Source organism: Campylobacter sp. BCW_4321, assembly GCF_001763075.1.
Classification (GTDB): Bacteria; Campylobacterota; Campylobacteria; order Campylobacterales; family Campylobacteraceae; genus Campylobacter_D; species Campylobacter_D jejuni.
Genome location: NZ_MJYA01000007.1, coordinates 82,086 through 106,631 on the forward strand (window position 1 = coordinate 82,086; position 24,546 = coordinate 106,631).

Annotated in this window: 24 protein-coding genes and 2 pseudogenes; 13 read left to right on the forward strand and 13 right to left on the reverse strand. The window is 30.1% G+C overall.

What is annotated here, in order from left to right:
• The first annotated feature begins 93 nt into the window (after positions 1-93).
• From AJN58_RS01300 to hemJ, 4 genes are all read left to right on the forward strand, one after another.
• Positions 94-1,119, forward strand: coding sequence for a cytochrome-c peroxidase (locus tag AJN58_RS01300; protein WP_070233652.1), 1,026 nt, complete (start codon positions 94-96; stop codon positions 1,117-1,119).
• Positions 1,120-1,213: 94 nt separating this feature from the next.
• Entirely contained in the window at positions 1,214-2,551 is a 1,338-nt protein-coding gene (gene glmM / locus AJN58_RS01305) for a phosphoglucosamine mutase (protein WP_070233651.1), read from the forward strand.
• Positions 2,544-3,014 carry a signal peptidase II gene (gene lspA / locus AJN58_RS01310; protein WP_070233650.1) on the forward strand — a complete coding sequence of 157 codons (471 nt, stop codon included), beginning with the start codon at positions 2,544-2,546 and terminating at the stop codon, positions 3,012-3,014. The genes glmM and lspA overlap by 8 nt, the downstream gene beginning before the upstream one ends.
• Positions 2,998-3,450, forward strand: a complete 453-nt coding sequence (gene hemJ, locus AJN58_RS01315; protein WP_070233649.1) for a protoporphyrinogen oxidase HemJ — start codon at positions 2,998-3,000, stop codon at positions 3,448-3,450. The genes lspA and hemJ overlap by 17 nt, the downstream gene beginning before the upstream one ends.
• On the opposite strand, the gene AJN58_RS01320 is transcribed toward hemJ, so the two are convergent.
• Positions 3,447-4,793 carry a coproporphyrinogen III oxidase family protein gene (locus AJN58_RS01320; RefSeq protein ID WP_070233648.1) on the reverse strand — a complete coding sequence of 449 codons (1,347 nt, stop codon included), beginning with the start codon at positions 4,791-4,793 and terminating at the stop codon, positions 3,447-3,449. The genes hemJ and AJN58_RS01320 overlap by 4 nt on opposite strands.
• Positions 4,794-4,920: 127 nt before the next feature.
• Here AJN58_RS01320 and cmeU point away from each other — a divergent pair, with 127 nt between their 5' ends.
• Positions 4,921-5,172, forward strand: a complete 252-nt coding sequence (gene cmeU / locus AJN58_RS01325) for a CmeU family protein (RefSeq protein WP_002861128.1) — start codon at positions 4,921-4,923, stop codon at positions 5,170-5,172.
• A gap of 22 nt (positions 5,173-5,194) precedes the next feature.
• Here the strand turns inward: cmeU and cmeC are convergent, their stop codons facing one another.
• The 5 genes and pseudogenes from cmeC to ccoG all read right to left on the reverse strand — a co-directional run bounded on the left by cmeC (position 5,195) and on the right by ccoG (position 12,991).
• Positions 5,195-6,673 (reverse strand): multidrug efflux transporter outer membrane subunit CmeC, encoded by a 1,479-nt coding sequence (cmeC, locus tag AJN58_RS01330; protein WP_070233647.1) that lies wholly within the window; start codon positions 6,671-6,673, stop codon positions 5,195-5,197.
• Entirely contained in the window at positions 6,666-9,788 is a 3,123-nt protein-coding gene (gene cmeB / locus AJN58_RS01335) for a multidrug efflux RND transporter permease subunit CmeB (protein WP_079860145.1), read from the reverse strand. The genes cmeC and cmeB overlap by 8 nt, the downstream gene beginning before the upstream one ends.
• Positions 9,788-10,900 carry a multidrug efflux RND transporter periplasmic adaptor subunit CmeA gene (cmeA, locus tag AJN58_RS01340; protein ID WP_070233645.1) on the reverse strand — a complete coding sequence of 371 codons (1,113 nt, stop codon included), beginning with the start codon at positions 10,898-10,900 and terminating at the stop codon, positions 9,788-9,790. The genes cmeB and cmeA overlap by 1 nt, the downstream gene beginning before the upstream one ends.
• Positions 10,901-10,994: 94 nt before the next feature.
• Entirely contained in the window at positions 10,995-11,627 is a 633-nt protein-coding gene (gene cmeR / locus AJN58_RS01345; protein WP_002861132.1) for a multidrug efflux system transcriptional regulator CmeR, read from the reverse strand.
• Positions 11,614-12,991, reverse strand: a pseudogene (ccoG, locus tag AJN58_RS01350) (cytochrome c oxidase accessory protein CcoG). Before ccoG ends, cmeR begins: the two are co-directional and overlap by 14 nt.
• 159 nt (positions 12,992-13,150) lie before the next feature.
• On the opposite strand from ccoG, the gene rpsU reads away from it, so the two are divergent.
• From rpsU to AJN58_RS01390, 8 genes are all read left to right on the forward strand, one after another.
• Positions 13,151-13,363, forward strand: coding sequence for a 30S ribosomal protein S21 (gene rpsU / locus AJN58_RS01355; RefSeq protein ID WP_002780697.1), 213 nt, complete (start codon positions 13,151-13,153; stop codon positions 13,361-13,363).
• A gap of 116 nt (positions 13,364-13,479) precedes the next feature.
• Positions 13,480-14,085 carry a UPF0323 family lipoprotein gene (locus AJN58_RS01360; RefSeq protein WP_002870776.1) on the forward strand — a complete coding sequence of 202 codons (606 nt, stop codon included), beginning with the start codon at positions 13,480-13,482 and terminating at the stop codon, positions 14,083-14,085.
• A gap of 9 nt (positions 14,086-14,094) precedes the next feature.
• Entirely contained in the window at positions 14,095-15,264 is a 1,170-nt protein-coding gene (locus tag AJN58_RS01365) for a glutathionylspermidine synthase family protein (protein ID WP_070233643.1), read from the forward strand.
• Between the two features lie 3 nt (positions 15,265-15,267).
• Positions 15,268-16,203 (forward strand): D-2-hydroxyacid dehydrogenase, encoded by a 936-nt coding sequence (locus tag AJN58_RS01370; RefSeq protein WP_070233642.1) that lies wholly within the window; start codon positions 15,268-15,270, stop codon positions 16,201-16,203.
• A complete protein-coding gene (locus tag AJN58_RS01375; protein ID WP_002854188.1) occupies positions 16,193-16,684 on the forward strand; it encodes a YajQ family cyclic di-GMP-binding protein in 492 nt (163 codons plus the stop codon). Before AJN58_RS01370 ends, AJN58_RS01375 begins: the two co-directional genes overlap by 11 nt.
• An 8-nt stretch (positions 16,685-16,692) precedes the next feature.
• On the forward strand, positions 16,693-17,169 hold the full coding sequence (locus AJN58_RS01380) for a hypothetical protein (RefSeq protein ID WP_044778510.1): 477 nt from the start codon (positions 16,693-16,695) through the stop codon (positions 17,167-17,169).
• 10 nt (positions 17,170-17,179) lie between these two features.
• On the forward strand, positions 17,180-18,004 hold the full coding sequence (locus tag AJN58_RS01385; protein ID WP_044778512.1) for a hypothetical protein: 825 nt from the start codon (positions 17,180-17,182) through the stop codon (positions 18,002-18,004).
• Positions 18,004-19,716, forward strand: a complete 1,713-nt coding sequence (locus AJN58_RS01390) for an AAA family ATPase (RefSeq protein WP_044778513.1) — start codon at positions 18,004-18,006, stop codon at positions 19,714-19,716. The genes AJN58_RS01385 and AJN58_RS01390 overlap by 1 nt, the downstream gene beginning before the upstream one ends.
• Here AJN58_RS01390 and AJN58_RS01395 read toward each other — a convergent pair.
• The 7 genes and pseudogenes from AJN58_RS01395 to AJN58_RS01425 all read right to left on the reverse strand — a co-directional run bounded on the left by AJN58_RS01395 (position 19,681) and on the right by AJN58_RS01425 (position 24,481).
• Positions 19,681-20,253 (reverse strand): ferric reductase-like transmembrane domain-containing protein, encoded by a 573-nt coding sequence (locus tag AJN58_RS01395; protein WP_044778515.1) that lies wholly within the window; start codon positions 20,251-20,253, stop codon positions 19,681-19,683. The genes AJN58_RS01390 and AJN58_RS01395 overlap by 36 nt on opposite strands.
• Positions 20,253-21,146 (reverse strand): protein-methionine-sulfoxide reductase catalytic subunit MsrP, encoded by an 894-nt coding sequence (msrP, locus tag AJN58_RS01400; RefSeq protein WP_044778516.1) that lies wholly within the window; start codon positions 21,144-21,146, stop codon positions 20,253-20,255. Before msrP ends, AJN58_RS01395 begins: the two co-directional genes overlap by 1 nt.
• A gap of 57 nt (positions 21,147-21,203) precedes the next feature.
• Positions 21,204-21,881 (reverse strand): annotated as a pseudogene (pyrF, locus tag AJN58_RS01405) (orotidine-5'-phosphate decarboxylase); the annotation flags it as partial.
• On the reverse strand, positions 21,878-22,276 hold the full coding sequence (gene nusB / locus AJN58_RS01410) for a transcription antitermination factor NusB (RefSeq protein ID WP_002854405.1): 399 nt from the start codon (positions 22,274-22,276) through the stop codon (positions 21,878-21,880). The gene nusB and the pseudogene pyrF, both read right to left, overlap by 4 nt.
• Positions 22,276-22,740 carry a 6,7-dimethyl-8-ribityllumazine synthase gene (gene ribE / locus AJN58_RS01415; RefSeq protein ID WP_002870785.1) on the reverse strand — a complete coding sequence of 155 codons (465 nt, stop codon included), beginning with the start codon at positions 22,738-22,740 and terminating at the stop codon, positions 22,276-22,278. The genes nusB and ribE overlap by 1 nt, the downstream gene beginning before the upstream one ends.
• Positions 22,737-23,552 carry a 3-deoxy-8-phosphooctulonate synthase gene (kdsA, locus tag AJN58_RS01420; protein WP_053872456.1) on the reverse strand — a complete coding sequence of 272 codons (816 nt, stop codon included), beginning with the start codon at positions 23,550-23,552 and terminating at the stop codon, positions 22,737-22,739. Before kdsA ends, ribE begins: the two co-directional genes overlap by 4 nt.
• Positions 23,549-24,481 (reverse strand): DMT family transporter, encoded by a 933-nt coding sequence (locus AJN58_RS01425; RefSeq protein WP_002861143.1) that lies wholly within the window; start codon positions 24,479-24,481, stop codon positions 23,549-23,551. Before AJN58_RS01425 ends, kdsA begins: the two co-directional genes overlap by 4 nt.
• Positions 24,482-24,546 lie beyond the last annotated feature (65 nt).

Consider the following 24,546-nt stretch of genomic DNA (forward strand, 5'->3'; position numbering starts at 1 on the left):
TTAATTATAAATATTTTTTAATAATATTTATTTTTATTTAAGCTCTAAATGATTATTATTTTATTTTAATTTATCTTTAATAGGAGTTTGTAAATGAAAGTAAAATCATTGCTAATCGCATCCTTAGTTGCTTTTTCAAGCTTAAATGCTGCAAGTCTTATAGATGAAGCTAAAAATTCAGGTCTTGTTGCCTTACCAAAAGATCAAAAAGGCGTTGATGAAATTTTGAAACAAAATGGAGTAAAGGCTAGTGAATTTACTCTTGAAAAAGCAGAGCTTGGTAAAAAGCTTTATTTTGAACCACGCCTTTCAAAAAGTGGTATCATTTCTTGTAATACCTGTCATAATGTAGGACTTGGTGGAATAGATGGAATCAGTACTGCAATAGGTCATAAATGGACAGCAAATCCCCATCATTTAAATTCACCAACAGTTTATAATGCAGTTTTAAATAGTACTCAATTTTGGGATGGTCGTGCAGGTACTCTAGCTGATCAAGCTAAAGGTCCAATCCAAGCTGATCCTGAAATGGCAACTCCTGCTAAACTTGCAGTAGAAAAAATTTCATCTTTGCCTGAATATGTGAGTGAGTTTAAAAAAATCTATGGTAAAAGCGGTGTAAATTTTGACAATATTGCTGATGCAATTGCAAATTTTGAAAGAACTTTGATCACTCCATCTCGTTTTGATAAATTTTTAGAAGGCGATGAAAAAGCTTTAACAAAAGAAGAGCAACAAGGTTTAAAACTTTTTATAGATAAAGGTTGTGTAGCTTGTCATAATGGTGTGAATTTAGGTGGCAATATGCAAGCGTTCGAAGTTGCTGGTAAATATAAATTTGCAAATTTAGGCGATTTTAAAGGTGATGCAAATGGCATGGTAAAAACTCCAACTTTAAGAAATGTTGCTGAAACTGCTCCATATTTTCATAATGGCGCTATTTGGAATCTAAAAGATGCTATTAAGGAAATGGGTAGTGTGCAACTTGGCATTAAAATTTCTGATAAAGAAGCAAAAAGTATTGAAACTTTCTTAAAATCTTTAACAGGAACAAAACCAGCAATTGTTTATCCACAACTTCCTATTTCTACTGAAAGAACTCCTAAACCTGAACTATAAGGTTCTAAACAAGCTCTATTTTTAGAGCTTGTTTAAATTTCTTTATCTTAGCTTTGTTATAATTGTCTTTAAATTTTTGCTAGAAAGGTTTGCAATGAAACTTTTTGGAACCGATGGAGTTCGTGGAAAAGCGGGTGAATTTTTAGATAGTTTTTTGGCTATGCGTTTAGCAATGGCTGCGGGTATTTATTTTAAAGATAAAAGTATTACTAATAATATCTTAGTAGGAAAAGATACAAGAAGAAGTGGCTATATGATAGAAAATGCTATTGTTTCAGGGCTTACTTCTATAGGATATAATGTTATACAAATTGGTCCTATGCCAACTCCTGCGATTGCATTCTTAACTGAAGATATGCGTTGTGATGCAGGGATTATGATTTCAGCTTCTCACAATCCTTATTATGACAATGGTATTAAATTTTTTGATGCTCATGGAAATAAACTCAGTGAAGATATAGAGAAAAAAATAGAAGAAATTTATTTTGATGATAAGCTTATACAAGCCTCTAAGGTAGATATGGAAAAAATTGGTCAAGCAAAAAGAATTGATGATGTTATAGGAAGATATATTGTTTCTATTAAAAATTCTTTTCCAAAAGATCTTACTTTAAAGTCTTTGCGTGTGGTTTTAGATGTGGCTCATGGGGCAGCTTATAAGGTAGCACCTACTGTTTTTAAGGAATTAGGCGCTGAAGTTATAGTAATGAGCGATAAACCTAATGGACTTAATATCAATGAAAATTGTGGAGCTTTGCATCCTGCAAACTTAGCTGCTGAGGTAAAGCGTTTGCGTGCAGATGTAGGCTTTGCTTTTGATGGTGATGCAGATCGTTTGGTGGTTGTAGATGAAAAAGGCGAAGTGGCTAATGGAGATAGTTTATTAGGGGTTTTAGCACTTTATCTTAAAGAACAAGGTAAATTACAATCAAGTGTTGTAGTCACTATAATGAGTAATGGTGCTTTAAAAGAATTTTTAAATAAACATGGTATAGAACTTGATACTTGTAATGTGGGCGATAAATATGTGCTTGAAAAATTAAAAGCTAATGGTGGAAATTTTGGTGGAGAGCAAAGTGGGCATATTATTTTTAGTAATTATGCAAAAACTGGAGATGGTTTGATAGCTGCTTTGCAATTTAGTGCTTTAATGCTTTCTAAGAAAAAATCTGCAAGCTCTATTTTGGGTCAAGTCAAACCTTATCCTCAGCTTTTAACCAATCTTAAAATTGCAGAAAAAAAAGATTTAGATAAAATTAAAGGTTTAAAAGAATTAAAAAAAGATTTAGAAAATAAAAATATTAATACCTTATTTCGCTATTCTGGAACAGAAAATTTGATAAGACTTTTGCTAGAAGCTAAAGATATTAAGCTCTTAGAAAAAGAAATGAAAAATGTTGTGGAGTTTTTTAAGAAAGCTTTAAATGGCTAAAACTTTTAAATTTATTTTTTATTTTTGGGGTGTCTTTGTTTTGGTTTTTGCCCTTGATCAATGGGTAAAATCCTTAACTTTAGCAGGACTTAGATGGCAGAGTGAATACTTAGATTTAACTTATGCTCTAAATACAGGCGTAGCTTTTTCAATGTTGAGTTTTTTAGAACATAATTTAAAATATTTACATCTTGCTTTAATTGGCGTGCTTTTTATTTATCTTTTTTGGCAAAAAACACTTTTAAAAACTCATAATATAGCTTTTGGAATGATGCTTGGTGCTGGTGTTTCAAATTTATTGGATCGTTTTATACATGGAGGTGTAGTGGATATGTTTTTTTGGCATAAATGGTTTAATTTTGCTATTTTTAATGTTGCAGATGTCATGATAAATATAAGTGTGGCTTTGATTTTAATACAAGAAATATTTAAAAAAAGGAAAAAAGATGACAGAATGGATTAATGATTATTATTTTTGGATTAAATGGGTGCATTATTTGGCATTTGTTTCTTGGATGGCGGGTCTTTTTTATTTACCTCGTCTTTTTGTGTATCATGCTGAACATAAAGACAATAAAGGTTTTGTCGAGATTGTAAAAATTCAAGAAAGAAAACTTTATTTTTATATACAAACTCCTGCAATGATTGTGACTTTAATCACAGGAAGTTTAATGTTGCATGCTCATAAGGAAGTTTTAATGGTAGGTTCGGGTTTTATGCATGTTAAACTTGCCTGTGTTACACTTTTGATTATTTTCCATATACATAATTATTATTGTTTAAAAGCTTTAGCAAATGATACTTCTGCTAAAAGTGGGAAATATTTTAGAATTTATAATGAATTCCCAACTATAATGTTTATTATTATCGCTTTAATGATGGTTGTTCGCCCCTTTTAGTTTGTCTCCGCTTTAAATTCCATACTAGCGGAGTTAAGCGGATCAATATTTTCTTTCATGATATCGATATAATCTTTATTTTTAAGACGCTTATCATCTCTAAATACTGCACGCACAAGATCCATTCCTATGTAAAAATCTTTCATTAAAACCACAAAAAGATATTGACCAAATTCGGTTGCGATTAAAGCATTTTGATCTTTTATGATGGCACCACTTGTTTTAAGCCCTAAAAGTTCTATGAAAAGTTCTTTTTCGAGGTTGCAATTTAGAGTTTTATTAAATTTATCAATTTCTATTTTCCCTGAAAAAATTTCAGTTAAAAAGACATATTTGATAATCTCTTTTTTATCAAAACAAGCTTTGGCTATATTAGCATTTTGTTTTTCTTGTATAAATTTAGCATAATCATTTAGATTAAATGCATTAATTAAAAGCTCCCCATCTAAAAAGCTAAAAGCCCCGCTGCCTACTCCTAGGTATTCATGATGAGAACTGACATATTCGTCATTAAGCTTGTTTTTTTCTAAAGAAAAACTCCAACCATTGTTTTGGGTATAGTCTTTAAAAAATTCGCATATGATTTGATAATAAGTAAATTCATTATCTTTAATGCTCACTCCTAGACTTTTAGCGATATTATCTTTGGTAAGATTTGATTTCATTAAAGGATAGGTTGTGATTTGTTGTGGGGCTAAATTTGTAGCAATTTCTAAGTCATTTAAAAGTTGTTTTTCGCTTTGTCCTGGAAGATTGAAAATAAGATCTATACTAAAAATAGGTAAAATTCCTAAAGCTTTTGAAATTTTTTCTTGAAGTTCTTTAGATGAACCAAATTTATTATATCTTGCCACTTTTTTTAAAGTTTCATCATCAAAACTTTGAATTCCGCAACTTAAACGATCAATTATACCTTTAAACATAAAAAGCTTATTTGGATCAATATGATTTGGATCACTTTCGCATGAAATTTCTTTTATATTAAATAATTTTTTACAAAATTCTAAGGTTTTTAATAATTCCTCTTCGTTAATCAGTGTTGTACCACCACCCACATACATGGAAGTAAAATCAAAACCTTTATCTTTCATGATTTTAATTTCTTCTCTAAGATTTTGAAAATACACTTTGGCTAAATTTTCATCATAATAATATTTATGAAAGCTACAATAAGGACAAAAAGTATGGCAAAAAGGTACATGGGCATAAAGCATATAGCTTTTGTCTTGTTTTGGAATTTTTTCTTCGGGTTGTTTTAAAAGTTCGACATTGAAACCTTTTTGGAGGGATTTTTCCATCATAGTATGAGAGTATTTTAAAGCTAAATTTTGAAATAAATTCATAAGTGGCCTATATATTAAAATATTTAAGATATAACTTTATCAATTTTTAGCTAAAATAGGAGTAAATTTTTTATTTCTTAAATAAAAAATGGGATTAAGTTTTTAAATTATTTAAAAAGGATATAAAATGGATAAAGCCAAAATTGTTCAAAATTTAAATGCTTTGTTTAAACAAAGAGCAGAGTTTTACTCTTATTTTGATGAAAATATTGCCAAAATCAATAATACTGAAGTATTTGATTTTAAGAATGCTAAAAATTTAAATCCAGAAGAGGTATATAGGCAATTTTATCATTTTGATTATGCTATAAGAAAATTATTGCCTGCTATTTACAAGGCTTATGAAATTACAGATGCAGATTTAGACAAAGATTTTTAATTTATTTAGAGAATAGAATAAACTATTCTCTAAAAGACATATCTAAATTTTTTGATTCTTCTTTTATATTTTTACTCATATCTTCGCTTTGCTCAAATCCTCCACCAAATGCTTTGATTACATCTACTATGGAATTAGCATAAGAATATTTAGTATTATTAAAAGCAACCGCAGCATTAAGCCAATTTTGACGTGCTTCTAAATAATCTTGCAAAGACATTTCTCCTATATCATAGCGTTCTTTAGCAATTTCATAGATTCTTTTGTAAGATTGTTCGCTTGCTTGTGCATTATCGTATTGTAAGCGTATAGTTTTTCTAGCTACTAAAGCATAGCGAATTTCTCCAAAAGCAGTAATCAAAGTATTTTGATAATTTACAAAAGCTTCATCTTTATTAAGCTTAGCTAAATTTACATTTTGGTAAATTTCACCCCAATGAAAAATAGGCAGAGTAAAGTTTCCACCTATATTCCAAGTCTTAGAACCTCCTTTAACCAAGGTATCTAAATCCCCACTTTCAAATCCCAATAATCCTGTTAAAGAAAGACTAGGTAAGAAAGCCGTGCGAGCTACTCCAACAAGATAATTTTGCTGAGTTAATTTTTCTAAAGAAGAGCCAATATCTGGACGTTGAAGCAAGATGGTACTTGAAATTCCAGTTGGAATGTCAAATTCTTTAAGATTAAAAACTTGATAGTTTTGATTTTTGTAAAGTATGTCATTTAAATCATTTGAAGTTAAAATTTTTAAAGCTTTAAGGTAATTTTCTTTATTTAATTTTGCTTCATTATATTGCAAAGCCATACTTTCTAAGTTGGCTCTTGCTTGAGCAAGTTCATATTCACCTACAGCGCCAACTTGAAATTTTTCATCATTAATCCTATAAATTTCTTTTGCAGATTCATAGGCTTCTTTAAGAGCATTTTCATTTTCATAAGCATTTACAAGATTAAAATAAGTTTGAACCGTATTTGAAATAACAGAAAGTCTTGCAGCTTCATAATCATACTCACTTGCTTTAAAGCCTGATTTTGAGGCGCGATATGTATCGCGATATTTTCCCCAAAGATCGATTTCATAGCTTAAATTAAGCCCCATTTTAAAATCATTACCGTAACTTACTTCCCCGGTTCGATTGCTTGGAGCATTTATAGCTGTTTTTGAACGATTACCGCTTGCGCTACCATCAAATTTTGGCAACAAACTGCTAAAATCTATACCTAATTGAGCAGCAGCTTGTTCCATGTGTATGAAGGCAAGTTTTAAATCATTATTATTTTTAAGTGCTAAATCAACCACTTTATTTAAATTTTCATCATCAAAATCTTTCCACCAATTTTTTGTGATAGAGCTATTGTTTTCTTTTTCCCAGGATAAGGCTCCAAACTTATTATCAATGCTATAGTTTGCTTCGGGAATATTTAAATTTGGACTTAAAGAGCAAGCTGAAATCAAAAGAGTAAAACTTGCTATAGCACTAATTGAAATTATTTTATTCATGAACCTTACCTCTTTTTTTATCTAGCCATTCATTAAAATTTTCTAAAAGATAGAAAAATAAAGGCACAAAGAATATCGCTAAAGTTGATGCTGCGATCATTCCACCAATAAGCCCTGTTCCTAAAGAGTGTCTTGAAGCACTTCCTGCTCCTGTTGCGAAAATCATTGGCAAGACCCCAAAAGTAAATGCCAAAGAAGTCATTATGATAGGACGAAAACGAAGTTTTGCTGCTGCAACAGCTGCTTCAAAAACTCCTTTGCCTTTTTTAAAGCGCTCTTCCATTGCAAATTCTACGATCAAGATAGCATTTTTAGCTGAAAGTCCAATCAAGAGCAAAAGTCCTGTTTGAAAATATATATCATTGCTAAATCCTCTTAAATATACCAATAAAAATGATCCAAATACCGCAAAAGGCACAGCTGTTACAACTGCTAAAGGTATAAGCCATCTTTCATATTGGGCAGCTAGAATTAAGAAGACAAATATCATCCCTAAAGCAAAAGCATAGCTTGCTGTTCCTTTGCTAGAAACTTCTTGATAGGCTGATCCACTCCAAGCTATGGAATAATCATCCCCTAAAGTTTCTTTTGCTACTTGAGCAATCGCTTCTATAGCTTGACCTGAAGTATAACCTGGTGCGGGTTGACCTTGAACTTGTGCCGCTGGGAAAAGGTTGAATCGTTTTACATCATCAGGCCCTGAACTTCTTTGTAAAGTTAAGAAAGAATCAAGTGGTATCATTTTTCCATCGTTTGATCTTACAAAAATATTTTTTAATGCATCTTGTGTATTTCTAAAATCACCTTTTGCACGGATATTTACTTGGAAGTTTTTGCCTAACATAGAAAAATCATTAACATAATAAGTGCCTATAGTTGCATTCATTGTGTTAAAAACATCTTGCATGTTAAGATTGTAGTGTTTTAATTTATCTCTATCAATTATAAGCTTGTATTGAGGGAAAGTTGTATCAAGGGTTGTTCTTACTCTTGATAGTTCTTTTCTTTGGTTGGCTACAGCAACAAGTTTATTTACATCTTTTTGTATTTCATCATAACTTTTTCCACTTTTGTTTTGAACATACATTTCAAAACCACCTGTGATGCTTAATCCAGGTATAGGAGGTAGGCCTATAAATATACTTGAAGCGTTGCGATCAAAAGCAAATTTTTTATTAAGTTCCATGGCGATTTCATCAGCACTCACATTTCTATCTTTCCAATCTTGCAAGCCTATAAACATTGCAGCAGCGTTTTCTTTTAATGAGCTTGTAAAAAGATCAAATCCTATCATAGCCATTGCATCTTTAATTCCATTGGTTTTTAAAACTTCTTGACTTATATGATCAACTTCTGAGATTGTTCTATGAAGTGCTGAAGCCGAAGGAAGATTAATAATGCCAATCATCAAACCTTGATCTTCTTCAGGAACTAAAGAGCTTGGTACAGCTTTATAAAGATAAAAAATTGCCCCAAGCATAATACAAAAAATTAAAACAAAGCGAATGGTTCTTTTTAAAATATATGCTACTCCTGTGCTAAATACAGAAGTACTCCAATCAAAAAAATCATTAAATTTCTTTACAAATTTAAATGGCTCTCCTTCATTACGTCGTAAAAAGAGTGCACATAAAGAAGGTGTTAAAGTAAGAGCAACAAAACCTGATATGGCTACAGATATTGCTAAGGTAAGGGCAAATTGTCTTTGAATTTCTCCAACAAAACCTGATATAAAAGAAACGGGTATAAAAACAGCACAAAGTACAAGAACAATTGAAATAACCGGAGAGCTAACTTCTTGCATCGCTTGGATAGCAGCATCTTTTACGCTTATTTGTTCATTTTCGTGTAAAATCCTATCGATATTTTCCACAACTATAATTGCATCATCTACAACAATCCCTATAGCTAAAATCAAGGCAAAAAGCGTAAGCAAGTTAATACTAAAGCCTAAAACATAAAGTCCAGCAAAAGTTCCTAATAATGAAACAGGTACTGCTATCATAGGAATAAGCGTTGCACGGAAATTCTTTAAGAACATATACATAACAATGATAACTAAAATTAGAGCTTCAACAAAAGTTTTAATTACTTCTTTGATTGATTCTATCACAAATTTTGTTGTGTCGTAAGGAATTTTATATGTTAAACCTTTTGGGAAATTTTTTGAAAGTTCTTGCATTTTAGCCTGGACAAGTTCTGCTGTATGCAATGCGTTTGCCCCTGATTGAAGATTGATTATAATCGGAACTGCATCATTGCCATTTAATCGTCCTTGTGAGCTGTATTGCTGTGATCCTATTTCTACATCAGCTATATCTTTAAGTCTTAAAAATGATCCATCATCATTTGTTCTTAAAATAATATTTTCAAATTCGCTAGGATTTTGTAGTCTTCCTTGCATAGTGATTGAATAAACATAAGGGGATTTTTGAATTACGGGCTCTTCGCCAATTTTACCAGTTGCGTATTGAGCATTTTGGTCATTAACCGCAGAAATTACATCAGTAGCTGTGATTCCAAATTTATTTAATAAATCAGGTTTTAGCCAAATTCTTAAAGAATAATTACGATTTCCTATAGCGTTTGCATCCCCAACTCCCGGAACTCTTTTTAACTCATCTAAAACATTTAAAGCGATGTAGTTGTATACATCCACTGCACTCATTGAACCATCATTTGAATACATAGAAATTGCAGCAAGTGTTGCTGAAGAAGTTTTTCTAACAGTTACTCCAAGTTTTTTAACTGCATCTGGCATTTTTGCAGTTGCAGCTGAAATTCTATTATTAACATCTATAGTGGCTTGATCGGGATCTGTGCCGATATCAAAATAGACAGTCAAACTCATAGTTCCTGAAGAACTTGAAGTTGAATCCATATAAATCATATTATCTGCACCATTGATTGCATCTTCGATAGGACTTGCAACCGTTGAAGCAATGGTTTGTGCATCAGCTCCTGTGTAAGTTGCGCTTACCTTAACCGTAGGAGGAGTTAAAGAAGGATATTGTTCTATGGGTAAATTTGTAAGACCGATGACTCCAGCTAAAGAAATGATAATTGCAACAACTGAAGCAAAAACAGGTCTTTCGATAAAAAATTTAGAAAACATTATTGTGCTCCAATTTCTTTAACTTCGCTACCAACTTGAATTTTTTTAAAGTTATCTAAAATGATTTTGTCGCCATTTTGTAATCCTTTGTCAATGATAGCGTATTCATTGTTTTGGTAGCTTATATGTACAGAAGATTTTTCTACTTTTCCATTTTTAACAAGAAGAATATAAACATCATTTTGATCTTGTTTAATAGCTATTTGAGGCACTTTAAAGCCATTTTTTTGTATAAAACCTTCTGAAGTAATTGTTGCAAAAGCACCCGGTAAAAGTGTTGAGTTGTTGTTATCAAATACAGCTTTGGCTTTTACTGTTCCACTATTAGCATCTATAACGGAATCAATAAAATAAAGTTTGCCTTGAACGGTTTCTCCATTAAGATTTAAATTTGCATGAATGCTGTCTAAATCCCATTTTCCGCTTTGAGTATTGCGGACTAAATTTAGTTTATCTGTATCTGAAATAAAGAAATCTGCGTAAATAGGATTTAAATTTGTAACTCTAACTAGTTCAGTTGTTGAAGCACTTACATAATCCCCTATATTAACTAAAGCATCTCCTATAGTACCATCAAAAGGAGCTTTTATTTCGGTATGATCTAGATCAATTCTTGCATTTGCAAGTTGTGCTCTAGCAGTTGTTAGACTAGCTTTTGCATTATTAAATGTAGCAAGAGAAGAGTCGTATTCTTTTTGAGAGATTGCATTTTTGCTAAAAAGAGCCTTGGAACGATTAAAATCCTTGCTCGCGTTTTCAAAAGTTGCCTTAGCCATTAAAGCTTGTCCGTAAGCTGAATCAACGCTAGCTTTAAATTTATCTTGCTCTACAATAAATAATGTTTGTCCTTTTTTTACCTTATCTCCAGCCTTAAAAAGTTTATTTACTATTACGCCACTAACTTGAGGTTTTATAATAACATCATAATCACTGACAAGTTTAGCAGGATAAGTAAAACTAAGTGGCAAATCTTCAGATTTAGCACTCATTGTTGTTACAGGTTGAGGCGGCATTTGTATTTTTGGTGCTTCTTCTTTGCTACAAGCAGTGAGTAAAAGCACAACACTTAAAGCTAAAATAGTTAAAATAGTATTGTTTTGAAATAATTTCATGGTTTTGCCTTGAAAAATTAAATTAAAAATTGTAATATTTATTACAAAAATTTTTGGCTAATTATATCTTAATTTTGGTTAATAAAATTATTTTTTAAGCTTTGGAACCATTGATCCCATTTAGAAAAACGTTTACAACAAATTCAACATGTTCTTTTTGTTCTTTTTTATTTTTCAAAGGAGCATTAATTAAAACATTAAGATGATGATAAGGTTCTTTTAACATAGTGCAAAAAAGAACAGCAAGTTTTTCTGCGTTTTTTTTCATATAAGAATTATTTTGTTGCTTAAAAAAATCCATAAGTATGTTATAGGAAAAATTTTGTTGATTGTTTTCTATCCAATTAGCAAGGTGTCTATCTTTATCATAAACTTGAGAATAAACAATTTTACCAAAAGCTACAGCTTCTGGTTGATTAAAAATTTCTATAAAAGTTAAACCAAAAGAAGTTAAAATTTCTTTTAAAGTACCATTTTCAATTTCTTGTGTTTTGGAATAAATAAGATGAAAATGTTTTTTACATATGTCATCTAAAATTTCAAAGAATAATCCTTCTTTGCTTTTAAAACTATTATAAATATTAGAATAAGATCCTCCGGATAATTTAATAATATCACTCAAACTTGTTTCTTGGTAACCTTTTGTTAAAAAAAGCTCTAAGGCCACTGCTTTGATTTTCTCTTGTCTAGCTAAAACTTTTTGTGATGGTGTTCTATTTGAGTTCATTTTTTATCCTTTGTAAGAGTGTTTTTGGGGTATACAAATATACTTTTTCTAAAAACCGAAATTTTTTCATTATCTTTTGCATAAGCTTTTATATGTAAAGGAAAGATTATATCTTTTTTATCGTTGTTTGCTAAATTTTTTGTAGCTTTGATAACAACTATTTTTTTAACTTGTTCTCCTGCTTTTAATTTAAAAGGTTTGTTTGGTCTTATGATTTCAATTCCATCATTTATTCCTTCTAAATTTGCTGTAAAATAATATTCATGAGGTTTAGAATCTGTATTTTGAAACAAAAAGGTATAAGCATTTGAAATGACTAATTTACCTTTAACATTTGAAATATTATATAATTCACTACTACGATTGATATTTAAAAGCATGCTTTCTTTTTTGCTTCCCATGATAATTAAAGCCAATAAAGCAATTAAAAGAACTATAAAATATGCTATCGTTCTAAATCTTAAATAATGAACCTTAGAACGCGTTTCAATAGCTTTTGCACTTGTCCAATTGATCAAACTTGGACGATTAAATTTGCTTTGTACCTTAGAACAAGCATCGGCACATTCAAGACAATTAATACATTCAAGTTGCATTCCTTTGCGTATGTCAATATGAGTTGGACAGATGCTAACACAGGCTTCACAACCTATGCATTCTCCTTCAGGCGGTTTTTTATGAAGTTTGATGTGTCCATCATAAATCAAACCCCCGCGTTTTTCATCGTAGATCACTTGCATTGTATCATGATCAAACATTACAGATTGTATTCTTGCATAAGGACAGACATAAATACAAAATTTTTCTTGTAAATAGGTAATATCCAAAGTAAAAAGTAAGCTAGCACAAAATAAAACTCCAAGTAAAAGTAGATGCTCACCAGGATTTTGAATATAATTGAAAAAATCTTCAGGAGGAATAAAGTACCAAAGTAAATTACTAACAGCAACTAAAGATATAAAATAAAAAATTATTACTCCAAGAAATTTTTTAAAATATTGTCCCTCATATTCTTTTTGTTTATTATTAATATTTTTGCGAATTTTAAGAAATTTAGTTTGTATAATATCCCTATATATAACTCTAAAAATCGTTTGTGGACAACTCCAAGCACACCAAATTCTTCCGCCTAAAGTTGTAATAAAAAAAATAAATAAAAAAAGAAATATAAGAATAAAAGGCATGAGATAAAATTCTTGTGTTGAAAAAGAAATAAAAAATAGGTTTAATTTAGAGTGATCAAAACTTAAAAGAAAAAAATGATTTTCATTAATTCTTATGAAAGGTAGAGCAAATATGACAATACTTGCAATTAAATATATAAAATATCGTTTTTTTGTATAGTTTGTAATGTGTCCTTGCATTTTTAGACCTTAATTATAATTTTTAGCACTTTGTAACTAAAGATTATAGCCGATAAAAACTAAAACAATTTTTAAATGCTTTCTAAGTTAGAATTAATAAGAAGTGTTTTATAATTATATTTCACAACAAAAATTTACACATGAAAGGTGGTGAGGACTGTGCCAGGAATCAAGGTGCATCCTAACGAGTCTTTTGATGAAGCGTATCGTAAATTCAAAAAGCAAGTAGATAGAAATCTAGTTGTAACTGAAGTAAGAGCAAGAAGATTTTTCGAGCCTATGACTGAAATTCGCAAAAAACAAAAAATTTCAGCACGCAAAAAAATGCTTAAAAGACTTTATATGCTTAGACGCTACGAGTCAAGACTCTAACCCAAAAGCCCGAAAGGGCTTTTTTTATACCTACAAATCTTCATTCGGTATTAAAAAGTATTTATTATTTTTTGTTAAAATTTCTAATTTAAATTTTCTGTTTTTAGGATAAACTTATGAAAAAAATCAAAAAAATCATTCAAATTGGTATGATAGGTGGTTTAGCAGCTGTTGCTGGAGGTGCTTTAGCAGGTTGTGGAAGTAATAATGACAATGCAGATACTTTAAATCAAGCAGCTAATGTTCAAGGAGCTTTTGTAATTATCGAAGAAACAGCTCCAGGGCAGTATAAAATCAAAGATCAATATCCAAGTGATGAAACAAGGGTAGTTTTAAAAGATCTTAATGGTACAGAAAGAATTTTATCCAAAGAAGAAATGGATGCTTTGATTAAAGAAGAAGCAGCTAAAATTGATAATGGAACTTCAAATTTAACTAAAGACAATGGACAAATCAGTAGTGGAGGATTGAGTTTGGGAGAAACTTTACTCGCAAGTGCTGCAGGCGCTATTTTGGGAAGTTGGATAGGTTCAAAACTTTTCAATAATCAAAATTTTGCCAACCAACAACGCGGTGCTTTTTCAAATCAAAGTGCTTATCAAAGGAGTGTTAATAGTTTTAATAAAGCAGGTACAACAAGCTCCGCTTCAAGTGCTAAAAAATCAGGTTTTTTTAGTGGAGGCTCTAAAGCCACAAGTTCTAGTTCTTCTTTTGGTTCTTAAGGATAAATAATGCAATTATTACAAGTAGACAAACTTCAAAAAGATTATTTAGAAAATATAGGTTTTTCTTGGCATACAGATGAAGATGGAAGTGATTATATTAGCAATAAGTTAGTTTGTGTTAAGGAAAGTGAAGTTAATGCTTATTATGAAGCGGTAAATGAGCTTTATGATATGTTTATTGCTGCAGCGCAAGAAGTGATTGACAATGATCGTTTTGATGAGCTTGGAATCCCTTTTAATCTTATTGATGCGATTAAAATGAGTTGGGAAAATGAGGTTCATTGGCATTTATATGGGCGTTTTGATTTAGCGGGTGGGCTTGATGGTAAGCCTATAAAACTTATAGAATTTAATGCTGATACCCCTACTGCTCTTTTTGAAAGTGCGATTTTACAATGGGCACTTTTAAAACAAAATGGAATGGATGAAAGCGCACAATTTAATAGCATTTATGAAAGTTTGATGGATAATTTTAAAAGACTTATTACCCTTGATGAAAGTGTTGAAGAGTTTGAAGAGCATTACCAAGGGTGGAAAATTCTTTTTTCAAGTGTTGCAGGAAGCAAAGAAGAAGAAATCACTACAAAATTACTTTCCCATATAGCCAATGAAGCAGGTTTTCAAACTAATTTTTCCTTTGTAGATGAGGTAGAATTTAGTGAAGAAGGAATTTTTAAAGAGGGTGAAAATTATGAGTATTGGTTTAAGCTTATTCCTTGGGAGGATATAGCTATAGAAGAGGGTGAACTTGCTATGCTTTTAACTCAGATCATGCGTAATCAAAGAGCGATTATTTTAAATCCTGCTTATACGCTTTTATTTCAATCTAAGGGAATTTTAAAAATTTTATGGGAGCTTTATCCAAATCATCCATTACTTTTAGAAACAAAAGATACTCCTTTAGAGGGTAAAAATTATGTTAAAAAACCTGTTTTTGGTAGAGAAGGTGCAAATATCAGTATAATTAAAGATGGAAAAACTTTGCATGAGAATGTAGGTCCTTACGGGAATAATAAGGCTATTTATCAAGAATATGTAGAGTTTAATTCATGTGAAAACGAATACTATCAAGCAGGTGTTTTCTTTGCTTATGAAGGGTGTGGCTTAGGATTTAGAAAAGGAGGACTTGTGCTTGATAATTATTCTAAATTTGTAGGACATATTATAAAGGATTGAAAAATGAAAATTGTTTGTTTAGATGCGGCAACTTTAGGGGATTATGATTTAAGTGTTTTTGAAAAATTTGGTTCTTTGCAAATTTATACTACAACAAATAAAGAGCAAACCATAGAGCGTTTAAAAGATGCTAATGTCGCCATGACAAACAAGGTTGTAATTGATAAAGATGTGATTGATGCTTGTAAAAATTTAAAACTCATTTTAGAAACTGCTACAGGGGTTAATAATATCGATATTGAGTATGCTAAAGAAAAAGGTATTATTGTAAAAAATGCTGCTGGGTATTCTACCATGAGTGTTGTACAACATACTTTTGCGTTTATGTTTACTTTTTTAAATCAAGTGCTTTATTATGACAAATGGAGCAAAGAGGGTAAATGGTGTGAAAGTTCTATTTTTACAGATTATAGTAGAATTTTAAACACCTTAAGTGGTAAAAAACATGGTATTATAGGTTTAGGAGCTATAGGTAAAGAAGTGGCAAAAATTTCAAAGGCTTTTGGAGCCGAAATTTATTATTATTCTACGAGTGGAGCTAATAAAAACGCAGATTTTGTACATTTGGAATTAAAAGATTTATTGAAAACTTGCGATATTATAAGTATCCATGCACCTTTAAATGAAAAAACTAAAAATTTACTCACCTTTGAAGAATTAAAGCTTTTAAAAGATAATGCGATTTTGATTAATGTAGGAAGAGGTGGGATTATCAATGAAAATGATTTAGCTAAAATCATAGATGAAAAAAATATTCGTGTAGGGCTTGATGTTTTAGAAATTGAACCTATGATGAAAAATCATCCGCTTTTAAGCATTAAAAATAAAGAAAATCTTATTATCACCCCTCATGTTGCATGGGCGAGTAAGGAAGCTTTAAATGCTTTAATGGATATAGTTTATAATAATTTAAAAGAATGGATAGAAAATGGCAAGTGAACATAGTTTTGATATTTCAGCAGCTTTAGATAAGCAAGAGTTAAAAAATGCTTTTGAACAAGCTAAAAAAGAACTTGATAGTCGTTATGATTTAAAAGGAATTAAGTGTGAGATTGATTTAAGCGAAAAAGAGAGTATTTTTAAACTCAGTTCTTCTAGTGAAGGAAAACTTGATGTTCTAAAAGATATAGTGATTTCTAAACTTATCAAAAGAGGAATTAATCCTAATGCTATTAAAGAGCTTTCTCGTGAAAGTGGAGCAATGTTTCGTTTAAATTTGAAAGCAAACGATGCTATTGATAGTGAAAATGCTAAAAAAATCAATAAAGCTATTAAAGATAGCAAGCTTAAAGTTAACTCTTCGATTCGTGGTGAAGAAATTCGTGTTGTAGCAAAACAAATCGATGATTTACAAGCTGTGATGAAGCTTGTAAAAGAGCTTGATTTAGAGTTAAATATCAGTTTTAAAAATCTCAAATAAGGTTAAATTTGAAACATTGTTTAGCTCTATGTTTTGTTTTTTTTCTTTGTGCTTGTAGTGTGAAAAATCAAAATTTTTCAAGTCAAAGCTTGATGGTTTTGATTGCTTCTCCTATGATAAAAATCAATGATGCAGCTTTTTTAAAAAAAGAAAATAATGCTTTAAATTTGGAAGTTTATAAACTAGGGCAAGCTTTTTTTGAACTCAAAATCAAGGATAAAATTTGCATCAATGCAGTGTGTTATGATAAAAAAGTGTTTAATCAAAAATTTTTTAAAAATGTATATTATGATGATATTTTAAGTGATATTTTAAAGGCAAATGCTTTATGGCGGGGTAAAAATTTAGAAAAAACTGATTGTGGTTTTGAGCAAAATTTAAAAGCAAAAAATTATGAAATTTTTTATCAAGTTTGTGATAATAAAGTAAGTTTTTTTGATAAAATTTCACATACTAAAATTATCTTAACGCATATTCAAAATTGAAGGATAGAGTTTGAAATTTTTTTTACTGGTATTTTGCTTTGTCAATCTAGCTTTAGCACAAGTTTATAAAGGTGAATTGTATTTTTATCATTTGCAGGATAAAGAAATTTTTGCCATAGTTTATGATAATGCACCTATGACTCCACTTTTTGACAGGGATAAAAATCAAACAAGTTCTAGTTTTTTAATTATTGATGATATAAATGGAAATTTAGAGATTCCGCTCGTTAAGACAAATGATTTTTGGCAGGATGAGCGTAAAAAATATAAAATCAATTCTTCTAAAATGCTTACATATGATAATAAAAATTTTCAAGGAGAAAATTTAGGAACAACTACTTTAGAACTTGTTGAAACGCAAGATGGCATTCGTATAAAGCGTAGTCTTGATTTTATAGGTTTTAATGATGATTTTAAAGAATTTCATCCTGTTCATAAGGGTGTATTTAGTTTTGAACAAATTCGCCAAAAACCTATTTTTTTACAAGATGGAAAAATTAGTTTTGAAGAATGGTATTATTTTTATGAAGATGGTATGAGTCGTGCTATTTTAGAGTTAAATAATTTTGTTTATGATATTAATGCTCACGCATTTGTAAAACTAAATGATTTGTATAATACTGAAAATAAAAAATTTCAAAATCTTTTACATGAGAAGCTTAAAAATACATGTGATGAGTGTTTTGAAGATCTGCAAAATTTACAATTTAATAATAATTTTTTGCTTAATAATGGAAAACTAAAAATTTGTTATCTACCTTTTGAAGGTCATTTTTTAGATGAAAATATTTGCGTAGAATTTAACGAAGATGAGCTTAAGGAATTTAAAAAATAATGGAAAAATTAAAAAATTTTTTAAGTTTGAAAAATATAGAAGATACCCAAATTTATAAAGAGCTTAAGTGTGCTAAAAATGAGGCTTTGATTCTTAGAGAGCTCTGTAGAAATTATGTCGTTTCTATTTCTTCTATCAATGCCTTTACTTTATTATCGACAGTTTTTGGAAATGATAAGTATCTTTATCTTGATGCTTTGGAGGATTTAAAAAAACTTATCGAAAGAGGTTTTGTAAATCAAAATTCGAGTTTTTTTAAAAGTTTAGAAAATAATAAAACTCAAACATTAACTCTTGCCTTATTGCAAAGCGAGCTTAGTCTAAGTGAATATTTTTTAGAATTTTTAGAAGCAAAACCTCGTTTAAACTTTGAGAAACAAGAGGCTTATGCAGATTATTTAGAATATTTAAAAGATGAATTTGTGCGTATTCAATTATACGAAAGATTAAGTTTTATACAAAAAAGTGCTTATAATAGTGAAATAAAAAATCAAATTAAACTTTATGAAAAACATATCAAAGAAAGACTAAAAAAAAGTAAATTTTATAATGTATTGGCTGATATTTTTAAAGAATACAATCTTGAACATAAAGAACAAATTATTTTTCTAGCACTTTTAAAAGAAGAATACGCCTTAAGTAATGAAAGTTCGATTTCTAGAGAAATGAATTCTTTACTTTCTTTAATCAGTGAAAATGATTTAGAAAGGCATAAAAATAAAAAACTATTACAAGAAAATGCTCCTCTTTTAAACTTAATCGAGTATGATGAATATTTAAATGCTTTTGGAGATATTTCTAAAAGTTTTTTTATTATTGATGAAATTTTACAAAGAATTATAAATTTTGAACCAAAACAAAGTAAAAAAATCAAAATTGAAAGTGTTTTAAAAGATCAGGATATTTTTGAGCTTATAGAACCAAGCACTGATATCAATGATATTATTATGCCTGAAAATACAAAAGAGCTTTTAGAAAATATTTTAAAACAACAAGATAAAAAAGTCCTAGAAAGACTTCATTCTTGGGGTATAAAGAGTAATAAAAATATAGAAGCTAAAATTATTTTTTATGGTCCTGCTGGTACTGGAAAAACTATGTCAGCTTTAGCTATGGCTAAATCAATGAAAAAATCTGTTCTTAGTTTTGACTGTTCTAAAATTTTGAGCAAATGGGTTGGAGAGAGTGAGCAAAATGTAAGAAAAATTTTTGATACCTATAAAAATATCGTGCAAACTTGCAAACAAAGTCCTATTTTACTTCTCAATGAAGCCGATCAGTTTTTAAGTACGCGTGTAGATGGAAGTAGTGGTAGCGATAAAATGCATAATCAAATGCAAAATATATTCTTAGAGCAAATTGAGCGTTTTAGCGGTGTGATTATCGCTACGACAAATTTTTTAGAAAGCTTAGATAGTGCATTTTCAAGAAGATTTGATTATAAGATAGAATTTAAAAAACCTGATTTTAAAGATAGGCTTAAAATTTGGGAAAAATTTCTACCTAAAAAAGCATTATTTGAAAAAGATTTTGATATAAATATTTTATCAAATTATGAATTAAGTGGAGCACAAATTTTAATGGTGGTGAAGAATACAGCTTTGAAAGTAGCTGTATCACAAGATGGGGTTTTTAAAATGCAAGATTTTATAGAAAGCATACAAAAAGAATTAAATTCAAGTTTTGATAAAAGTAAGATTGTTGGATTTTAACTTTTTTAATGTTTTTGTATAGCGAACTATAAAATAAAACAAAGCTACAATTAAAGTACTCCATTCCCAAAACATAGGAACTTTTGGAGTTAAAAAATAATGATAACTTGCCAAAACTAAGCTTAAATATCCTAGTTTTCTAATTTTACTAAGTTTTTTAAAGATTTTAAAAGAACTTAAAAGCATTAAAAATATGATTAAAAATGCGATAAATCCACTTACTTCTAATAAACGATGTGAAATATCATCAAAAAGCCTTAAAATTTGAGCATTTCTATCAAAAATAAAATAATTTAAAAAGTGTAAAATCGCCCAAAAAGTTGCAAAAATACCTAAAATTTTAGGATAATTTTTTGTTTTTTTAAATTTAAGCAAAGAAAATAAAAGACTTAAATTTAAAAAGATCAAAGCAAATATTCCGGTGTAAATATAGGCTTCTTTTACAAAATCAAAGGCTTTTATGATATGATAAAAGCCATAGATTAAACTTATGATAAAGCTAAAATAAGCAAGAAATTTAAAGTATTTTGTCTGCATTAAAAATTCACTTTCAAGTCCATGTTTTTATATAAACTTGCTACTTCTTTTTCATAGCCATTAAACATTAAAGTAGGCTTGGTAAAGAAATCTCCTAAAGTCCTCTCGTTAGCTTGAGACCATCTAGGATGAGAGACATTAGGATTGACATTGGCATAAAAACCATATTCGTTTGGAGCGTAACTTTCCCAAGTGGATTTAGGCTGTTCTTTGGTAAATTCTATTTTAACTATGGATTTAATACTTTTAAAGCCATATTTCCAAGGAACAACAAGGCGTATTGGAGCGCCATTTTGAGGCTTTAAGGCTTTTTTATACATTCCTACTGCAAGCAAGGTAAGAGGATGCATAGCTTCATCCATGCGAAGTCCTTCTACATAAGGATAGTCTATAGTTGGAAATAAAGCGTCTTGATCGGGAAATTGACTCTTATCTAAAAGAGTGGTAAATTTAACAAATTTTGCTTTGCTTGTAGGCTTTGCCATTTCAATCAAACGACGCAATTCAAAGCCTACCCAAGGTACCACCATAGACCAAGTTTCAACACAGCGAAAACGATAAATTCTTTCTTCTAGAGGGAATTTTAAAATATCTTCCATGCTTAGAGTTAAAGGTTTTTCTATTTCTCCACTGATATCGATTTTCCAATTTTGAGTGTTGAAATTTTGTGCTAATGATACAGCCTTTTTTTTGTCTGTTGAAAATTCATAAAAATTAACATAATTTGTAGCCAGTTCTTCATCGCTGATTTCAAGTTTGTTTGGATTAGTATCGTTTGTGAAATTTAAAGCAGATAGTTTAGAAGTAAGCACGCTTGAACTTATTAAAGCACCTGCTCCAAGTTTTAAAAAATCTCTTCTTTTTTTATATAAATTCTCAGGAGTTATAATCATAATTTTTCCTTATTAAAAATTTTTATTATTAAAATATAACAAGGATAATGATTATTAAATTTCTTGTAGAATTTTTTCACAAATTTTTCTAGGGTTATTATCTTTATAAATAGGGCGTCCAACTACTATAAAATCGCTTAAATTTTCTCTAGCCATTGTTAAATTAGCGACGCGTTTTTGATCATCATTTTTCTCTCCAAATGGACGAATTCCTGGAGTGAGAGTTAAGAAATTTCTTTGGGTGTGTTCTTTGATGATTTTACTTTCAAAAACAGAGCATACCATACCATCAAGTCTATTTTCATAGGATATTTTTGAAAAATTAATTACAGCTTCTTCGATTTTTTGTCTATAAATACTAAAGAAATTTTCTTCATCAAAACTCGTAAGAGCAGAAACTGCTAAAACTAATGGTCTTTTTGAAAATTTGCTAAGCCGTGTCATAACTTCTTGCATGGCTATTTTTCCAGCACTTGCGTGGATATTGATCATATCAACACCAAGTTTTGATATTTCTTCGCAAGCATCTGCCATAGTGTTGGGAATATCATGAATTTTAAGATCAAGAAATATTTTAAAATCATCAACTTTTTTAAGTTCTTCTATGAATTTAAAACCATCTCTTAAATATGCTCTTAAACCTACTTTTAACCATATGTCTAAATTTTTTAATTCTTTAGCAAGTTGTAAGCATTCTTCTTTTGTAGAAAGATCAAGTGCGACACAAAGCTTCATTTTTTAGCCTTTATTAAGGCATCTAAAACTCCATTTATAAATTTTGGAGAATTGTCATTAGCAAGTTCTTTGGCAAGTTCTATAGCTTCATTGATAACAATGGCACTAGGAGTATCGGTAAAAAGTAACTCATAAGCTCCAAGTCTTAGTATAGCTCTTTCTACATGTCCTAAAGCTGTAATTTGATTATCATTTAGAAATGAATTTAAGGTTTCATCAATATTGTTTAAATTATCTAAAATTCCATGATATAAATTTAAAGTAAAATTTTTTTGTTCATTGCGTATTTTTTTTTCATCTAAAATTTCATCTACAAAAACGTTGTTTTGAGAATTTAATTCAAAAGCATAAAGTAAGGAGATGACGCTTTGGCGAACTTGATGACGCGTTGCCATTAAAGCTCCTTGCTTAAATTTAACATCTCAATTACAGTTGCCATAGCTTCAAAGCCTTTATTACCTGCCTTGCTTCCAGCTCTTTCTATGGCTTGTTCTATTGTATCTGTAGTTAAAACACCAAAGCTTACAGGGATATTATGATTTAAACTCACATTGGCTATGCCTTTGGTAGTTTCTGCTGAAACATAGTCAAAATGCGGAGTTGAGCCACGAATTACTGCACCTACGCAACAAATTGCATCAAATTTTTTGCTTTCTATAGCTTTTTTTAACGCATACGGAAGCTCAAAAGCACCAGGAACAAGTATAAGGCTTAGATTTTCCTCTTTGCCTCCGTGTCTTAAAAAAGCATCTTTTGCTCCTTCTACAAGGCGATCTGTGATGATATGGTTAAATCTTGCATTAATGATAGCAATTTTTGTATTTGAGTCTAAATTTAATTTTCCTTCAATAATATTCATTTGTTTTCCTTTATGATATTTTGTATTTCTAGTAATGTATTAACGCAATTTTTAAGGCGTGTAAGATCAAGCATATTAGGTCCATCGCATAAAGCCTCGCAAGGATTAATATGTGTTTCAAAGAAAAAGCCATCTATGCCTACGGCTGCTGCCGCTCTTGCTAAAGGTTCTACAAATTCGCTTTTTCCTCCGCTACTTCCACCTGCAGCCCCTGGCATTTGTACACTATGGGTAGCATCAAAAATAACTGGAGCAAATTCACGCATGATAACTAAAGAACGCATATCTACTACTAGATTTCCATAGCCAAAGCTAGCTCCTCTTTCAGCTACAAAAACACCATTTTTTTGAGCAGCTTCATAGCCTTCATCTTCTATGCCACGGGTTTGTAGAATTTTTTTAACGCTGTATTTGATATCGCTTGGGTTTAAAAATTGTCCTTTTTTGATATTAACTTTTGCCTTAGTTTTTGCTGCGGCTACAAGTAAATCGGTTTGACGGCATAAAAAAGCAGGAATTTGCAAGACATTAGCTACTTCACTTACAGGGTTTGCTTGATTGCTTTCGTGTATATCGGTTAAGATTTTCATACCAAATTCATCTTTTACGCTTTGTAAAATTTTTAATCCTTCTTCAAGGCCAGGACCTCGAAAAGAATTAATACTTGTGCGATTGGCCTTATCAAAACTTGATTTGAAATAAAATTCTATATTTGGATTTTCATTAAAATTTTTTAACTGTTCAGCAACTTTAAAAATCAAATCTTTGCTTTCTATGACACAAGGACCAGCAATGAGTATCATTTTTTTCATTTTTTTCCTTTGTTCTTAACTAAAATTAATCCACCAAAAATAATGCCTATTATACCTAAAAAAACCATAGTACTTGGTAAATTATCTCCTAAAATTATCCCAACTATCATACTAAATACTACATCAAGATAACTAACCCCAGCAACCACTCCTGCTTGTTTAGCGATACCATAAGCTTTGGTGACATGAATTTGATAAATGGTACCTAAAGTTCCCATAATGGCAATGATAAGCCAAGCTGTAAGACTTGGCATCACAAAAGGTGCTAGAATGAAATCTAAATGTAAAGAATCAAGATGCTGTGGTTCAAAAAATTCAGCACTGATCATAGAAATTAAAGGCATTAAGGTTCCTAAAAGGATAAAAGAAAAGGCAATTTGTTCTGTAGTGTAAGATTTTCTAAGTTCTCTTACACTTGTAAGAGCTAAAGCGGCTAAAAATCCACTCGTGATACCTATAACTGAATTTTTTAAATCAAAGCCTGAATGATTTAAATTATGAGCCCAAGGCTGAGCGATTAAAAGCACTCCGCCAAATGCTATTAAAATTCCTATCCAGCCTTTGATGCCAATATTTTCTTTAAAAACAACAAAAGCTATTAAAGTAATAAAAATAGGAGCAGTTTTTTGAAAAGCAAAAGCTCCACCTAGTGTAATATTTGAAACATTATAGAAAAACATATATAGTGAAAGCGTGCCTACTACTCCACGAAATACCAAGAGCCAAAAATGTCCCCCTTCTTTATGTGCCTTAGATCGTTTTAAAAGATAGACTATAAAAAAAATTCCTATGATATTTCTAAAAAACATAATTTCTATAGAACTCATTTCCTTGCTAAGAATTTTTGCACAAGCTCCCATAAGTGCAAAATCCAAACATGCTAAAATCATGAAATAAATTCCTAAATTATGCTTGATTATTTTTAGCATTTTTTTCCTTGACTAAAATCTGGGTTAATTCTAGTCTTTTTTTGCTTAATATTAAGCCAAATTTT

Coding starts and splice junctions, on each gene's coding strand:
- AJN58_RS01300 (WP_070233652.1), top strand. CDS start 94: ATGAAAGTAAAATCATTGCTAATCGCATCCTTAGTTGCTTTTTCAAGC.
- glmM (WP_070233651.1), top strand. CDS start 1,214: ATGAAACTTTTTGGAACCGATGGAGTTCGTGGAAAAGCGGGTGAATTT.
- lspA (WP_070233650.1), top strand. CDS start 2,544: ATGGCTAAAACTTTTAAATTTATTTTTTATTTTTGGGGTGTCTTTGTT.
- hemJ (WP_070233649.1), top strand. CDS start 2,998: ATGACAGAATGGATTAATGATTATTATTTTTGGATTAAATGGGTGCAT.
- AJN58_RS01320 (WP_070233648.1), bottom strand. CDS start 4,793: ATGAATTTATTTCAAAATTTAGCTTTAAAATACTCTCATACTATGATG.
- cmeU (WP_002861128.1), top strand. CDS start 4,921: ATGGATAAAGCCAAAATTGTTCAAAATTTAAATGCTTTGTTTAAACAA.
- cmeC (WP_070233647.1), bottom strand. CDS start 6,673: ATGAATAAAATAATTTCAATTAGTGCTATAGCAAGTTTTACTCTTTTG.
- cmeB (WP_079860145.1), bottom strand. CDS start 9,788: ATGTTTTCTAAATTTTTTATCGAAAGACCTGTTTTTGCTTCAGTTGTT.
- cmeA (WP_070233645.1), bottom strand. CDS start 10,900: ATGAAATTATTTCAAAACAATACTATTTTAACTATTTTAGCTTTAAGT.
- cmeR (WP_002861132.1), bottom strand. CDS start 11,627: ATGAACTCAAATAGAACACCATCACAAAAAGTTTTAGCTAGACAAGAG.
- AJN58_RS01360 (WP_002870776.1), top strand. CDS start 13,480: ATGAAAAAAATCAAAAAAATCATTCAAATTGGTATGATAGGTGGTTTA.
- AJN58_RS01365 (WP_070233643.1), top strand. CDS start 14,095: ATGCAATTATTACAAGTAGACAAACTTCAAAAAGATTATTTAGAAAAT.
- AJN58_RS01370 (WP_070233642.1), top strand. CDS start 15,268: ATGAAAATTGTTTGTTTAGATGCGGCAACTTTAGGGGATTATGATTTA.
- AJN58_RS01375 (WP_002854188.1), top strand. CDS start 16,193: ATGGCAAGTGAACATAGTTTTGATATTTCAGCAGCTTTAGATAAGCAA.
- AJN58_RS01390 (WP_044778513.1), top strand. CDS start 18,004: ATGGAAAAATTAAAAAATTTTTTAAGTTTGAAAAATATAGAAGATACC.
- AJN58_RS01395 (WP_044778515.1), bottom strand. CDS start 20,253: ATGCAGACAAAATACTTTAAATTTCTTGCTTATTTTAGCTTTATCATA.
- msrP (WP_044778516.1), bottom strand. CDS start 21,146: ATGATTATAACTCCTGAGAATTTATATAAAAAAAGAAGAGATTTTTTA.
- nusB (WP_002854405.1), bottom strand. CDS start 22,276: ATGGCAACGCGTCATCAAGTTCGCCAAAGCGTCATCTCCTTACTTTAT.
- ribE (WP_002870785.1), bottom strand. CDS start 22,740: ATGAATATTATTGAAGGAAAATTAAATTTAGACTCAAATACAAAAATT.
- kdsA (WP_053872456.1), bottom strand. CDS start 23,552: ATGAAAAAAATGATACTCATTGCTGGTCCTTGTGTCATAGAAAGCAAA.
- AJN58_RS01425 (WP_002861143.1), bottom strand. CDS start 24,481: ATGCTAAAAATAATCAAGCATAATTTAGGAATTTATTTCATGATTTTA.